We start from the raw sequence: 14181 nt of genomic DNA on the forward strand, positions 1-14181 counted from the left end.
GGGAATCTTAATGACTGACAAAATCACCGAATCCGTAATCGAAAAATTCGCCATAGAACTCTTTGAAAAACAGGGTTACCCATACATCTACGCCCCTTCTATTGCCCCTGACAGCGACTTACAGGAAAGAAACGTGAAATGAAATACAATTCACTTGACAACCAATCCGATTTCCTTCTCTATACCGGGAATGATGGAAAAGTAAATATCGAAGTGTTTCTAAAAGACGAAACTGTCTGGCTTACACAAATGGCTATGGCAGAACTTTTCGGGGTCAAAATACCGGCAATCAGCAAGCACCTTTCAAACATATTTGAAAGTGGAGAACTCCAGAAGGAGGCAACTCTTTCCATTTTGGAAACAGTTCAAAAAGAAGGAACAAGGCGGGTTAAACGAAACATGGAGTTTTACAGTCTTGACGCCATCATCTCGGTTGGTTACCGCATCAATTCTTACCAAGCTACGCAATTTCGCATTTGGGCGACCAGAACCCTGAAAGAATTCATCATAAAAGGCTTTGTTCTGGATGATGAACGGCTCAAGCAGGGCAAGCAGGTTTTTGGCAAAGATTATTTTGACGAACTGTTAGAGCGCATCCGGGAGATCCGGGCCAGTGAGCGTCGCTTTTACCAGAAAATCACAGATATATATGCCCTCTCCGCTGATTATGATATGAACGCGCCTATTGCTAAAGATTTTTTCGCTTCGGTCCAAAACAAGCTGCATTGGGCTATAACAGGAAAAACGGCTGCTGAAATTATTTATAGTTCAGCGGATGCTACTAAAATACACATGGGCCTGACCAATTGGAACATGCGGCGAATAACCACTTTTGCTAAAGTCTATTGCGGTTCTCAACCCATGTTGCCCAGACACGAAAACACCTCACCTTCACTCCCATCTTCCCTAACATTTCTTTAGCGTTGGTATACTCATAGAAATTGTTAAGGGATCATTAAATCTTTGAATTATAAATCGTGAAAACCAAAAAGGAAAGACGGCACTGGTGTTGATAGCAGCGCTAAAACCACCAATGCCGTCCGGGAGGTTATATGATTATTCTATTTGAGACTTCTGAAAAATAACAATAATGCTGTCATTTCGAGGAGTTTACGACGAGAAATCTTTTGATCCACAAAAAAAATAATTTAATAGAGACAAGATTTCTTCTCGCAGAGTTCATCTTGAGCCTTTCGACTTCGCTCAAGATAAACTTGCCGAAGGGTATCGTCGAAATGACATTCTACAAGCCCAGCCAGTAGGTTGCTTTTACCATAAAAATATTGTCGGCGCGGATATCCATTAAGCGGTTGAAGGATCTTCTTAATTCAAATTCGCCGATATTTTCGTATTCAGAGCGGCTTTGGGTCCATACGAAAAATAACGTAGAGCCCGGGGAGTATTCCCAACGCAATACCGCATTACCACGCAAAGACACGATGTTAAAATCCGGGTTCGACAATTCGATTGGCGCTGCCGGACCCGGACCGTCCGGATCTGCTATGTAATTATCTTCGGAAAAAGTAGAATTCCCTTCGCCATAGACATTAAAGTCATAACTTTCCGGTCGGGCGAGTTCCTTGAAATCCGTATAATCGCCTGAGGAGATTAGTGGCTGTGCATAGAGTTGTAAGCTAAGATTTGGACTGAAAGTCCAATTTAAACGGATATTTGCTGAAAATGATTTTTGCTCCAGGGCGCCGAAAACATAACGATTTCCATAAGTTTGGGTTGCAGTGGCATCCTCAAACGAACCAAGGTATTGAGCCGGTTCCTGCATGCGGTTGTAACTCGGGGAAACATTTAGAGAAATATTAGAAGCAGGTTTCCATTCGATATTGCCATCGATGCCCCATTGGCGAAATCCGGATTTTCCTCTTCCACCGAAAGATCCCAACCCAAACACCCAGGCATGCCTACGGTCCGTGTTTAACCAGCCGCTGGCAGACCAGTTGGGCAGGTTAAGGGTTAAGGGTCCGCCGCGGGTCCTTCTATTGTTTAAAGTTTCCGGATTATAACTGAAACTCCAATTTATACCATAATAATTTAAGAATTGGATATTACCGAATTGAAAGAAACCCTGGCCGATATTATTATTATCAAAATCATAACTCCGGAAAGTGGCAAAAGTTAACCAGAGACTGCGGTAATATTGGGTGGGTTTTGTCCAACTATACCCGGTAGCGAGGTGAGCATTAATCAGGTCTGTCCGCCACATAAAGCCCAGATCATTGACATCAAAATTCGGATGGATCATACCCAAAGCGGAATTCAAAAACCAGCTGCCTTTTTGGCGATTAAGCATCAACCTGCCGGCCCAGCCGGTAAGCGTTGTGGCATTACTATCAATACTTACATGGCCTGCATCCGGTCTTTGGAAATAATGGCTGGAGCTGTTCTGTAACGAGAGCATCCTGGTTTTATTGGCGTCTATGTGAGAAAGTCCTGCCCATCCGGTAATCACCCAAACTTTGTTTTTATCCAAAAACGTCCAGCCATCGACACCGCCGGAGAAAGCCGAGCTGTTCATATTATCGCGCAGGCCATCATTCTTAAACTGACGTGAAGTTAAGGTGGAAATGACACCCAATGCTTGTCTGCCTTCATTCATTTCTTTTTGTGCCCTAAAGACGCCATAATAAGTCATGGGCTCTACTTCTGCTGATGACCGATTCCCTTGAAAATCGAGGTCGGCATATTCGCGCTGGGTTAACGCGTGCACCATGCCAAAATTGATGTTATTCTGAATCTTTCCTGAGAGTTTTGCCGCTCCCAGAATTGTTGTGCCATCAGGGACATTTGCATAATCGTAGTCTGGCAAACTGCCTTGCGGCGCCCTGCCGATTCTTCGACTATGAAAAAAGTTTGGATTCCCCCAATTAAAGCCCCAATTGCTGCTGGAGCCGCCGCGACCAAAATTAAAAGTCGAGGAACCCTCGATAAAAAACGGCCTTTTTTCGCTAAAGAAAGTTTCCACATCGCTTAGGTTCACAACGGCAGGATCCACTTCCACCTGGCCAAAATCCGGGTTTATGGTCGCATCCAACGTCAAGCTGTTACTAAGCCCGATTTTAATATCGGCGCCAAAACCCGGTAAATACTTAGAGCCGTCGTGAAACGGATTTCCGGCAGCCGGGTGGGTAAATTCGCCTTTCGTTCTCACGTAGGGCAATATCTCCACCTGGCGCGAGGGTTTTATATCATTGATACCTACCAATTCGACAAAACGGGAAACGAAGCCACTTTCGTTCTTCGGTGTGAAGACCAGGTAATCCCGCTCATTATTTCGAGCAATATCCCTGCGGAAGTTAACCCCCCAGATTTGTTCGGTTTTATTTTTGAATCGCAGCTGGGAAAATGGGATACGCATTTCCGCAGTCCATCCTTCTTCATCGATATTGACCTTGCCTTCCCATACACCATCCCAGGAATTATCGTCCCAATCATCATTAAAAAGGATGCCGTCACTGCGGGTTCCACCGGCATATAAAGAGAAAAAGAATCCACTGCGTTTATCCAGGTATGGATCCACCATAAATTGAAAAATATCAGATTGAAGATGAGAATCCCTTCGTCCCAATCGTGCGATGATCGAATCAGGAGCGCTGTCGTACATCCTTGCCCCTACATAGATTGCGTCGTCATCATAAGCAACCCAAACAATTGTGTTTTGGCTGGGTTCGGCATTTTCAATGGGGTCACGTTGTTTAAAATTTGTAATCCCGAAACCGTTTTGCCAAACAGCTTCATCGAGTTTACCATCGATAACCACTGCGTTCTTCAAACGAATAGCACGTACTTGTTTATCGACATCCGAAAGAAGAATTCCGGGTAAAATAGAAAGAACGGTAAAAAAAAGTAGCATTATGAATACGCGTTTCATAACAACCTCCAAAAAAGATTTAATTATTGTGAGTCTGAAATTAAGACGATAAGAGAGCGGGAAAAGTTACAGAATAATTTTTAAGAGTGGGATTTGTGGAAAAAAGAGAGGCTAGAGGCTAGAGGCTGGATGCTGGATGCTGGATGCTGGATACTGGATGCCAGATGCCGGATGTTGGGGGTTTCATTTGGACATCTTGTAGAATATTTCGCACTCAATAAGCCAACTATTCCAAAGAAATCATTGATTTTTGTGATTGCTTCATCGCATATATTATGCTATTACAGTGTAAAACTTTGTTTTTTGAACAAACTATTTTTTATAGCCGTTTTTTCTTTTTTGACAGGATTAACAAAGATATACTTGCTTTTTATCTTGATAATCCTGTTTATCCTGTCTAAAAATGTGGATATTTTAAACAATATCCTTTTATTGGGTACTAGTAAATCAAATTTCTAATCAGGTTTAAGGAATAATGCATGAATCAGATTGAAGATGCAGTTTGGGAAGAAAAACCTACCTTAAGAACACCAATCTACAAAATTAATGAAAGACCAAAAACCTGGTGGGAATGTATCCTTTTTGGCTGGCAACATACCCTCGTCGATATATCGCCATTTGTTTTACCATTAGCTGTTGCCGCTGCAGTTGGCATGTCCATACATGAGAGAGCACAATTCATCAATTTTTGCCTGTTTTCTATGGGCATTGCTACCCTGCTTCAATCAACAATTGGCAATCGCCTGCCAATCATCCAGGGACCATCTGCTACGCTTACCGGGACTATAGTACCCATTGCCAGTCAAATGGGAGCTTCATTTCTTTTGGGGAGCTGTATTTGTTGGTGGGTTAATCGAAATGATTATTGGCGCTTCCAAAATTTGGCGCACTGCTTGTAGCAATGCCCAGGTCGGTACTAGGCGGAGTTTTTATAATCGTTTGTGGAATGATTTTCGTATCTGGTACCAGGATTTTGAATGTTGCGAAAAACACCAATGCCAATTCCTTCATTATAAGTATTTCCTTGATTTGTGCAATCTGTGTTCCCATTTATGCGACTTATTCCTTAGGATCGGAGTGGTTGGATCCGTTACCGATATTTGTTAAACTTTTGCTGACCAACTCTGTTGTGTTGGCAGTGATTTTGGCTGTATCTCTTAACTTGATTTTAAACATTATTTTCAAAGGGGAAGAAAAAGAATGAATCATCTCAACGCATTATGCTACTACTGCTCTGTATTCTCTTTTAAAACACCAACAAATGATTTCCCCCCCCGATATAAGTGTGCTATTTTTAAACTGAATGGTACATAATCTACAGATATGGTAATCCTATGGGAAATAAATCCTGAACCCGCTGAGCCAATGCCAACACACTTTCTTCACTCCATGGTTTTCCAACAATTTGTAAGCCAACCGGCAGTTTTTCACTGGTTAATCCACACGGGACACAACCAACAGGAAGTCCGGTTAGGCTAAGTAAAAATGTGGGTGCAAACCAATCCACATACGTTTTCATCTTTTTACCTGCAACAGTTTCCGGATAATTTTGTTCAACAGGGAAAGGCGAGACAACCATGCAAGGCGTCAAAAGAGTGTCATAATCTTCAAAGAAACTTTCAAATTTTTGTTGGATTTTAAGTCGCGTCTGTTCAGAAGCTGCCAATTGTTCTACTGTAATTTTAAGAGCTGCCCGTATATTCCCTCTTAGATTTTCTCCTAATTCATCTAGCTTGTCTAATCGATTAAAGTGCTGCGCAACCATTCTATATCCACGTAAATCCAGAAAGGCATCCCGACCGAAAGATAAATCAAAATCGATTTCATCGACTTCCATTCCTATTTGCGATAATTCAAACGAAGCGTTGCGACAAATTTGTCCAAGCTCATCTTCTATTCCGATGCCGGCAATATCCTGGCAATAGGCTACCTTTAGCTTGTTCGGTAATTTTTTCCGGACTGCAGAAATAAAATCCCTCTCTTTATTGGGTTGGCAAAACGGCGTTTGTTCACCGGGACCACTGACTGCCTGGAGCATTAAAGCCAAATCCTCAACCGTTCGAGCCAGCCCTCCCGTTACGGAGAGGCTATCCCAAAGATAGTTTGTAGGTTCGGTTGGAACCAATCCGGGGCTTGGCCTTAAACCCACAACGCCACAGAACGATGCCGGAATCCGAAGGGAACCACCCAAATCCGTGCCCTCGGCTAAAGTAATCATACCACTTGCTAATGCAGCAGCGCCGCCACCTGTGGATCCTCCAGCGCTTAATTTTGTATTCCATGGATTCCGGGTTGCACCAAAGACTTCATTAAATGTATTTCCGCCAGTAGCAAATTCCGGCGTGTTTGTTTTACCTAAAATAATAGCACCGGCTTGTTTGAATCGTTGAACAACCAGGGCATCTTCTTTAGGAATATGTGTTGAGTAAAGCGGACTTCCATAAGTTGTGCGGATTCCGGCAGTTTCTGTGACATCCTTAATTCCGACCGGAAGCCCGTGCAATATCCCCAGTTTATCACCATTAACTATTGCCTGTTCTGCTTTGTGCGCTTCATCTAAAGCGCTTTCGTTCACGGTACAAACCGCATTAATAACGCCATTGTATTTTTCGATTTGGCTCAAGCACGCTTCCACAACCTCGACAGGTGACAACTCTTTGTTGCCAATCAACCTGCGCAACTCAGTGGCCGACTTTCGGGCAATTTCATTTTCCGCAATCATACGATTGGTTTAATCCTCCACAAATGCAATTACACGGGAAAATGCCGCTTCCCCTCCTTTAAATTTCCAGGGAAAACAACCGATAATCAATCGTTTATTTTGAATCTCCGGAGCTGAAAGATCACCACCCAGGTTTTCAATATGCATACAGTTATGCGGGAAAAGAACATTGTGGGTCAACTGGTAATCTTCGTCAGGGAATAATTTCTCCATATTCGCTTTACCGTATTTTTCTTCACATTTGGCACGAACCTTATCACAATGGCCATGCATACCTTTTCCCAAAAACCTTCCAATCGGTAAGTCCATTGGATGGTCGGTGGAAACAACATCCACACCCCAAATCTTAATCTTTTTATCAAGCAGCCAGGGAACCATGTCCGGATGCGCCCCCGGGTGCATGTGAATATATTTTTCTTCATCCGGTTCGGAGCCAAATTGTGCATGCCGATGCCAGCCCGTATGCAGGATCAGTAAATCGCCTTGGTTTACCTGGACGCGCTGTTCGATCATATCCGGAGTATACACCGCCAATTCATCCATTTCATCGGTTAAATCGACGATGACGCCAGGGCCGTAAAGCCAATCGAGTGGAATTTCGTCGATGGTCATACCGTTGGTTACAAAATGGCGCGGAGCGTCCAAATGGGTTCCCATATGGTTCGAAGTTTGAATATACTGCGCATTGACACCATGCTCAGATTTGCGCTTGATATATTTCACTTCAAAGGGTGGGTAGTATGGCCAAGCTGGAACTTCCTGGTTTAACAGCTGTGAAAGATCGTACAATTTCATGAAGCCTCCTTCAATCCTTGACTGTTCATTTATTTTGTTGATTTTAAAATAATTTTTTAACAGCTGGTTTAATAACTTTTCCCATTGAATTTCGCGGCAGTTCCTCTAAAATCAATAATCTAGACGGAATTTTATAGTTTGCCATTCTTTCTTTACTCCATGCACGCAACTCCGATAATGACAATTCATAATGATCTGCTAAAATAACTACCGCAGAAACTCTCTCGCCCCAATCGGGATCCTCAACGCCCACGACACAACAATCAGAAATCGCAGGATGATTGCGCAAAACTTCTTCAATTTCAAGCGCCGATACTTTATATCCACCAGTCTTGATGATATCAATCGAGCTGCGTCCGAGTATCCGAAAATAGCCATTTTCAATCACCGCAACATCGCCGGTGCAAAACCATTCGTTCCAATATGCTTCCTTTGTAGATTCCGGTTTTTGCCAATATTCCTTGAAAACATTTTCTCCTTTTATTCTAATTTCCCCGGATTTCCCCTCCTTATGAATTGTTTTGTTTGAATCGTCAAAAAGCCGGACAGTTACCCCGGGAAGAGGCATTCCTACACTTCCCGGCCTTCGTTCACCATGGTATGGATTCGATAGTGCCATGCCGATTTCAGTCATACCGTATCTTTCCAGCAGATTGTGGCTGCTGATTTCTTTCCATTTCTCAAATACATGCACCGGCAGCGCTGCCGATCCCGAAACCATTAATCGCATATTCCTGCATGCATCGGACATCTGTTTTCTTTTCGTTTGATTTGCTTTTTTCCAGCAGTTTAATAATTTGATGTAAACGGTAGGCACTGCCATAAAAAGTGTAAGACCGCCTTCTATGAATCGGTCCCAAATTAAATCAGCGTCAATTTTTGGCAAGAATTCACAAACGGCTCCACTCCATAAAGCACAGGATAATGCATTGATGATCCCATGGGTATGATGCAGCGGAAGCACGTGTAGAATATGATCATCTGAAGACCATTCCCACGCCTCAGTTAAACAGGTGATTTGTGCATCGATATTGCGATGAGTTGTGACGACACCTTTGGGTTTATTGGTAGTTCCGCTAGTGTACAAAATCATTGCTCTTCGCTCTTTATCGATTTCAGGATGTACTTTCTTCCGGTTATTTTTGAATTCAGATGTTAAGACCAAACGAATGCTTTGCTGTTTTGATATCGAACTGAGTTTATTTTTAAATATCGGGTGGAGTACTAATATTTCAACTCCGGAATCCTGTAAAACATATTCGATTTCCGGTAAAGGATGTGTGACACATAAAGGAACCGCAATACCACCGGCCAGCCAAATTCCCCATTGGATGGCGACGTAATCAAAACCAGGAGGAACCATAAAGGCAACTCTGGCCTCATTCAAGTCATCCCGATTTTCCAACAAGGTTGAGGCAATTTTCTGTGCTTTTTCGAGTAACAGGCGATAGGAATGCGTTCCGTTTTCATCTAAAATGGCTGTGCGATCCGGAAATAACTTTGCTCTCTCTACAATTTGCGGCACGGCCTATTCCTCTCCAATGTCTTCATTCCAAATATCCGGATTAGCGGAAATATAATCCGCCAGCAATTTAACACATTCCTCTGAGTTGAGATCAACCACTTCTACATCATTTTCAAGAAGCCATTGGATGCCCCCTTTAAAATTTACCGATTCACCAACAATCACAGTTCCTATTTTAAATTGTCGAATGAGCCCGCTGCAATACCAGCATGGGGCAAGGGTTGTGACCATAATTTTATCGCGATAACTGCCTTGCCTTCCTGCTTTACGAAATGCATCTGTTTCTGCATGAACCGAAGGATCGTCTTCCTGAATGCGACGGTTATGCCCTCTGCCGAGTAAATTCCCATCCTGTTCAAACAAAGCAGCGCCAATTGGGATGCCGCCTTCCTGCAAACCCTTTTTTGCTTCATCGATGGCAATTTGCAGCATTTGTTGATAACTGTTTTGATTCATTTTTTGCACAATCTTAGTATAGGAAGAAAGTTTTTGATGGGCAAATATTCATGTTCAATGTATTCTAGTGAAATGATTTCTCGTTAAAAAAATGAATAAATAGTGAATTGACCGAAAACTCATTATTTGTCATTTCGAGCGAAGTGACAATGAGTGGTATGGGCAAAGAGTTTTCGTTCAGACACTAAATAATGATAACAAAACAAATAAAACAATTGCTACCGAAAACCAGGCGCCATTAAATTGAAACTTTCATTCTCTGGTTGCCTTTAGGAAAAAATATTTTATATTAATGAACAATTATCGTAGGATAAAAATTATGCTGCATAAATCGACTGGTTATGTAGAAAAAAATATAACAAAATGCGGTTCATGTAAAAAATGTCAGATATCAAAGATGAAAAAGATGTGAAGCTTACAGAGATTAAGAATCTGATTCACGATTTTTGCGAGGATTGTTTAAATTCCGAGATAGAAGGATTTTGTTCTAAATTGTGTGACACACTTGGCAGAAAAAGGAAAATAAATATTCTTCGAAGCACGAGCGAACAATGGGCTGCTTCAATAGTCTATGTGATAGCACTTCTCAATTTTCTTTTTGACCAAGATAACGAATATTACATTACTGCCGATGACATCTGCGTTTTCTTTGAAACAAAAAAATCAACGACAGGAAATAAAGCGAAACAAATTCAGAAATTGTGTAATTTGTCTATAGGAGCAGATGGCTACTGTTTGGAAAAAATAAGTGATATGTTCACATTTTATGAAACAGAATCTGGGTTTATAATCTCCAAAGCTATGTTTGATAAGCAGATGAACGAAGTCCAGCAAGCAGAGGAAGAGGATTTTGTAGAAAACAGAATGAGGAGGGAAACTAAAGAATCAATTATGGAAAAAATGCAAAAAGAGAAACAGGAGCGTTTATCCGTTTTAAAAAAGAAATCCGAAGAGCGTAAAGACAATGATAACCAATTGGGATTATTTGATAGTTAGGCTTTGGAGAAAAGAGGTTGTTGAGCTTTAGCACTACTCTCGAAAACAATGAGCGTCAGGATTCCCCATGTGATTAATGGTATCCCCATAAGTATATCTCTTTTTAATACTTTTTTCTTCAAATTTTTCACTTGCACCCAACCGAAGTTTCTGGGCGTCTAACTATTAAGTAGACCCGCGAAAACGGGTGTTTTAATATGAATAATTATGAAAACTTATAGCAACCTCCCTGTCAAGGTTGGTATCCTCGACTTTGTAGACCACACCCATCCCACCTTCACCGAGTTTGGAAAGGATTTTATAATGTGATATGGTTTTGCCGATCATGATATGGTAGTCACAAGAGTTTGATTTTAGTTAGGAGATATTTCCAGTCAACTAATATTACGGGAATCTAAATGTGCCGTAGTTCACTTGTAAAACTTCACAACCTCCCGCCCGATCTTGTCCACAGCACCAGAAATCATTTCATCCACCAGTGCAGGCAGTGGACGCGGGTTGCGCGGCGCATCCAGAAGGGCACGCTTCTTTTTGGGCAGATCGTAAATGCTGCCCTGGTAGGCAATCCACTGTGCCACATCGCTAATCTTCCTGGTAAAGCGGTGGCGGTCGAGAATCTTGCCGGTTTGCGTTTCCAGGATGACGTGCTCCATTTGGACTCGCACATTGCGCTCGCGACTGTACTCGCGGTAGTAGATGGTCTTCGTTGTATCCACGTCTTTGCCCATGCTGTCCTTGACCGTAATTTCCTTCTCGTGCGTCATTTCGGTCATGTTCTCCGGGCTGTCAGCTACTGAGATGTCGAGAATGGTACCCCAGACAAAGGAATCCAACCCCTCCTCCAGCGCCACCTCGCGCAACTGTGATTCACTGATGCGGCCGTACGGACCGTAGTTGACGTTGTTCATCAGCGCCATGGTTTCGGAGTGCTGCATAAAATCCACGAATTTCAGATTGCGTGTCTCGAGCACGGTCAAGAGCGCTCTGGCGATATGATTGCCATCGATCCGCACACGCGTGCGGTTCACAAACGGGAAGACGGCGACGTACTGGACGGCTGCTTCGTACGCTTTGTCGGCCCATTGCTCGATGTGTTTTGCGTCCGGGTTGAGGCGTTCTGCCTCTTCTAGTTGGGTCAACGCCTGCCGGAATTGGCCATTATCATAAAACTGCCTGCCGAGACGATAGTGGCTTTCCGCCAGCCTTTTTTCCGCTGTGGCATGGTTCGGCGCAACCTTCAGGGCATCTTTGAAATCTTTGATCGCAGCGGGGTAGCTTCTCTCCTTCAACGATTGGTTGCCGGCACTCATGTACGACCGAATCGCCTTGTCAAACGACTGCTTGAAGTTGTCAACATGGTTGTGCGCCTTCAAATAAGCCTGCGCGGCACGGCGCCAGTCCTTTTTTTCAAAGAGCGTTTCGGCATTCTTGTGATGAAAAGCCGCCGCCCTGTTTCTCGCTTTCGCGAGGCGCTCCTTCACATTCACGGTTTCGAAAACCACACCATGCCGGAGGCAGCGACTCAGTAAACGGTCCAGATGTTTGTATTCCGCAACCGCCTGATCCCAGTTTTCGGCCTGCTGGAGATTCTGTGCCCGGCGCATCAGTTCATCGTAAGCCTTCGGCGCCACACCAAGCAGGTGCTTTTTCGCTTCTTTGAACTTTGGATCTTTATCCAGCGCTTTGAGATCCTGCTCGGCTGATTCGACAAAAAGGCCGGCTTCGTCGTATTTCCTCGCCTCTTTGTATGCCTGCTTGGAAGCGGAGCAACCCGCCATTATGGCGAGCATCAGCAACAGGCAGATGATTTTGGCTTGTCTCATATTGTTTTCCTTGCGTGATACTGATGAAATTCAGAAGCAATAAACAAGAAATCTCAAATACAACATAACGTCAACATTTGTGGCATCTTGGTTGTTACTGTTTTTCAAACAACGACCAAAATGACCAGTAACATATTTTTGTTATGTTTGCCGAAAGCTTCCATCCCATTTCATCCTTTTCATAAAACATAACAAGTTATTCTATAGTTTTCCATATATCATTCTAAGTTAAAATATTTTTTACGAACAATTTTACCAATCATGATGTGGGCGTCACAAGTTAGTTTTTGATTTTAGTCGCAGATATTTCCGGTTCTACGATATTGAATTTTACAAATTGATAAGTCTAAAATCAATGATTTTCTTGGAAATTAGTTGAAAATTTGACGGGTATGAAAAATTTAAAATAGATACCTTTTATTGTATGCAAATCTGAATTAACAACTCCTGCATATTCCGGCGAAACCATGCTCATTTAGTCCAAAAGTATCTTTTACTTGCTTCGTCTATTCCTTCATATTTTTCTTTTTCAATATATTTGTAGTCATTATTGCATTCAGGTTACTCAATATTATGATTCGATGAATGAATCTTCTTCACTTTTCCCTACAGAATAAGGCGTATCTATAGTCGCTCCTTTTTCGGATAATCAAATGAAATAAATTTGCCCTTTTTTTGCGAAACTTCCTTCCATGAATTCACATTGAATTCAATTACAAATTACGCCACAATGATCAAAAAAATAATATTCCTTGTGTTTGTGCTTTAGTATAAATATATTCCCATAGTCATAATAATTGGGTCATAATTCGTCCGCAATAAATGGGAAACCAAAAATGAAAACAATACCAGCTGGAAAATTTAAGGCGCAATGTCTTGCCTTGCTTGATGCCGTGGCACAGACCAATGAGCCACTGGTCATCACCAAACATGGCAAACCTGTTGCGAAATTGCTGCCTTTCGACAACAAAAAAGACAGCACCGACGCTTCTCTTAAGGGGCTTGCAACATTTATCGGTGATATTATTTCTCCCATCGATAACGAATGGGAGGCCGCAAAAGAGTGATCGTTCTCGACACACATATCTGGTTCTATTTTATCAATGATGGGCCTGAAAAGCTGCCAGCTAAAGCACGTAAAGCCATTAGAGACAACGACGTCCTCGGCGTGAGTATTATCTCCTGCTGGGAAATAGCCATGCTGGTTGCTAAAAACAGGCTCAGATTCAGCATCGATGTCCAGGATTGGATTACACAAGCTTTAAAGTACAAAGGCATCAAGTTAATAGAGCTCACTCCAGAAATTGCTGTTTTAGCCACCAGATTACCTGGTGAGTTCCATAAAGATCCGGCAGACAGAATCATTGCTGCATCCTGCCTGAAACTCGGCGCCCCACTCATTACCCTCGACAAGAGCATCAAAGAATGGGGTCATGTTCATACCATCCCCTAATTTGAAGTCGAAAGATCTAAGCGCCGAATTGTCGAAGCACCCTCATGCTCGTTAATTTCATAAATGGTAGCAATATTGGTGTGGTTCAATTGGGTAGCGGCTTTGGCTTCCTACTCGAAGCGTTGTTTTTTCTTCTCAGGTGTCAAGTTTATTCGTCGGAAGAAATTTCAAGGCGACGGTTCTGTTGAGTTTGATGTCCTCAGCTTTGTAGAAGACACCCATCCCGCCCTCTCCAAGCTTTGAGAGGATTTTGTCCCGCCTGGGCGGAATGGTTTTGCCAATCATTATTGAGCCTCCTCATCAGCCAGCTGTTGGGGTGAAGCATTCTTCTCATTTGCTTTTAGGATTTCACCAAAGCGTCTTCTAGAATGCTTCACCCTTACTTCGTAGTGAGATAATGTACATGGAGATTTATCATCATGTTGAAGTTCTCTCTTGGGTCCAATTATTATTAGGAAATCGTGCATTTTAATCTCACAGGGTAAATGGGATATGGTTTTGCCGGTCATTTGTTGGTCACTTCATGTA

13 protein-coding genes are annotated in these 14181 nt (G+C 42.6%); 6 read left to right on the top strand and 7 right to left on the bottom strand.

Going from position 1 to position 14181, the window contains the following annotated elements; all coding sequences use genetic code 11:
- The first annotated feature begins 138 nt into the window (after positions 1-138).
- A complete protein-coding gene (locus IIC38_16465; GenBank protein ID MCH8127529.1) occupies positions 139-921 on the top strand; it encodes a virulence RhuM family protein in 783 nt (260 codons plus the stop codon).
- Between the two features lie 322 nt (positions 922-1243).
- On the opposite strand, the gene IIC38_16470 is transcribed toward IIC38_16465, so the two are convergent.
- Positions 1244-3883 (bottom strand): carbohydrate binding family 9 domain-containing protein, encoded by a 2640-nt coding sequence (locus IIC38_16470; protein MCH8127530.1) that lies wholly within the window; start codon positions 3881-3883, stop codon positions 1244-1246.
- Positions 3884-4362: 479 nt separating this feature from the next.
- Between IIC38_16470 and IIC38_16475 the strand changes: the two genes are divergently transcribed.
- Together IIC38_16475 and IIC38_16480 are read left to right on the top strand one after the other, a co-directional pair.
- The gene (locus IIC38_16475) at positions 4363-4782 is read left to right on the top strand and encodes a hypothetical protein (protein MCH8127531.1); all 420 of its coding nucleotides are present in this window, start codon (positions 4363-4365) and stop codon (positions 4780-4782) included.
- Positions 4749-5087 carry a hypothetical protein gene (locus IIC38_16480; GenBank protein MCH8127532.1) on the top strand — a complete coding sequence of 113 codons (339 nt, stop codon included), beginning with the start codon at positions 4749-4751 and terminating at the stop codon, positions 5085-5087. Before IIC38_16475 ends, IIC38_16480 begins: the two co-directional genes overlap by 34 nt.
- A gap of 111 nt (positions 5088-5198) precedes the next feature.
- Here the strand turns inward: IIC38_16480 and IIC38_16485 are convergent, their stop codons facing one another.
- Genes IIC38_16485 through IIC38_16500 form a run of 4 tightly spaced genes read right to left on the bottom strand, consistent with a single transcriptional unit; the run spans position 5199 to position 9381 of the window.
- Positions 5199-6605 (bottom strand): amidase, encoded by a 1407-nt coding sequence (locus IIC38_16485; GenBank protein MCH8127533.1) that lies wholly within the window; start codon positions 6603-6605, stop codon positions 5199-5201.
- Positions 6606-6614: 9 nt separating this feature from the next.
- A complete protein-coding gene (locus IIC38_16490) occupies positions 6615-7400 on the bottom strand; it encodes a cyclase family protein (GenBank protein ID MCH8127534.1) in 786 nt (261 codons plus the stop codon).
- Positions 7401-7443: 43 nt separating this feature from the next.
- On the bottom strand, positions 7444-8925 hold the full coding sequence (locus IIC38_16495) for an acyl-CoA synthetase (protein MCH8127535.1): 1482 nt from the start codon (positions 8923-8925) through the stop codon (positions 7444-7446).
- Between the two features lie 3 nt (positions 8926-8928).
- Positions 8929-9381 (bottom strand): nucleoside deaminase, encoded by a 453-nt coding sequence (locus tag IIC38_16500; protein ID MCH8127536.1) that lies wholly within the window; start codon positions 9379-9381, stop codon positions 8929-8931.
- A 381-nt stretch (positions 9382-9762) separates the two neighbouring features.
- Between IIC38_16500 and IIC38_16505 the strand changes: the two genes are divergently transcribed.
- Positions 9763-10377, top strand: a complete 615-nt coding sequence (locus tag IIC38_16505) for a hypothetical protein (protein MCH8127537.1) — start codon at positions 9763-9765, stop codon at positions 10375-10377.
- A 410-nt stretch (positions 10378-10787) separates the two neighbouring features.
- Here the strand turns inward: IIC38_16505 and IIC38_16510 are convergent, their stop codons facing one another.
- A complete protein-coding gene (locus IIC38_16510) occupies positions 10788-12200 on the bottom strand; it encodes a tetratricopeptide repeat protein (protein ID MCH8127538.1) in 1413 nt (470 codons plus the stop codon).
- Positions 12201-13036: 836 nt separating this feature from the next.
- On the opposite strand from IIC38_16510, the gene IIC38_16515 reads away from it, so the two are divergent.
- Both IIC38_16515 and IIC38_16520 read left to right on the top strand, forming a co-directional pair.
- Positions 13037-13267 carry a type II toxin-antitoxin system Phd/YefM family antitoxin gene (locus IIC38_16515; protein MCH8127539.1) on the top strand — a complete coding sequence of 77 codons (231 nt, stop codon included), beginning with the start codon at positions 13037-13039 and terminating at the stop codon, positions 13265-13267.
- Positions 13264-13653, top strand: a complete 390-nt coding sequence (locus tag IIC38_16520) for a type II toxin-antitoxin system VapC family toxin (protein MCH8127540.1) — start codon at positions 13264-13266, stop codon at positions 13651-13653. Before IIC38_16515 ends, IIC38_16520 begins: the two co-directional genes overlap by 4 nt.
- Positions 13654-13788: 135 nt before the next feature.
- Here the strand turns inward: IIC38_16520 and IIC38_16525 are convergent, their stop codons facing one another.
- On the bottom strand, positions 13789-13938 hold the full coding sequence (locus IIC38_16525; protein ID MCH8127541.1) for a hypothetical protein: 150 nt from the start codon (positions 13936-13938) through the stop codon (positions 13789-13791).
- Between the last annotated feature and the right edge of the window lie 243 nt (positions 13939-14181).

It is taken from the genome of candidate division KSB1 bacterium, assembly GCA_022566355.1.
Taxonomy (GTDB): Bacteria; Zhuqueibacterota; JdFR-76; order JdFR-76; family DREG01; genus JADFJB01.

Excerpts from the sequence above, each read along its gene's own strand:
- IIC38_16465 (MCH8127529.1), top strand. The coding sequence starts at position 139 with ATGAAATACAATTCACTTGACAACCAATCCGATTTCCTTCTCTATACC.
- IIC38_16470 (MCH8127530.1), bottom strand. The coding sequence starts at position 3,883 with ATGAAACGCGTATTCATAATGCTACTTTTTTTTACCGTTCTTTCTATT.
- IIC38_16475 (MCH8127531.1), top strand. The coding sequence starts at position 4,363 with ATGAATCAGATTGAAGATGCAGTTTGGGAAGAAAAACCTACCTTAAGA.
- IIC38_16485 (MCH8127533.1), bottom strand. The coding sequence starts at position 6,605 with ATGATTGCGGAAAATGAAATTGCCCGAAAGTCGGCCACTGAGTTGCGC.
- IIC38_16490 (MCH8127534.1), bottom strand. The coding sequence starts at position 7,400 with ATGAAATTGTACGATCTTTCACAGCTGTTAAACCAGGAAGTTCCAGCT.
- IIC38_16500 (MCH8127536.1), bottom strand. The coding sequence starts at position 9,381 with ATGAATCAAAACAGTTATCAACAAATGCTGCAAATTGCCATCGATGAA.
- IIC38_16505 (MCH8127537.1), top strand. The coding sequence starts at position 9,763 with ATGTCAGATATCAAAGATGAAAAAGATGTGAAGCTTACAGAGATTAAG.
- IIC38_16510 (MCH8127538.1), bottom strand. The coding sequence starts at position 12,200 with ATGAGACAAGCCAAAATCATCTGCCTGTTGCTGATGCTCGCCATAATG.
- IIC38_16515 (MCH8127539.1), top strand. The coding sequence starts at position 13,037 with ATGAAAACAATACCAGCTGGAAAATTTAAGGCGCAATGTCTTGCCTTG.
- IIC38_16525 (MCH8127541.1), bottom strand. The coding sequence starts at position 13,938 with ATGATTGGCAAAACCATTCCGCCCAGGCGGGACAAAATCCTCTCAAAG.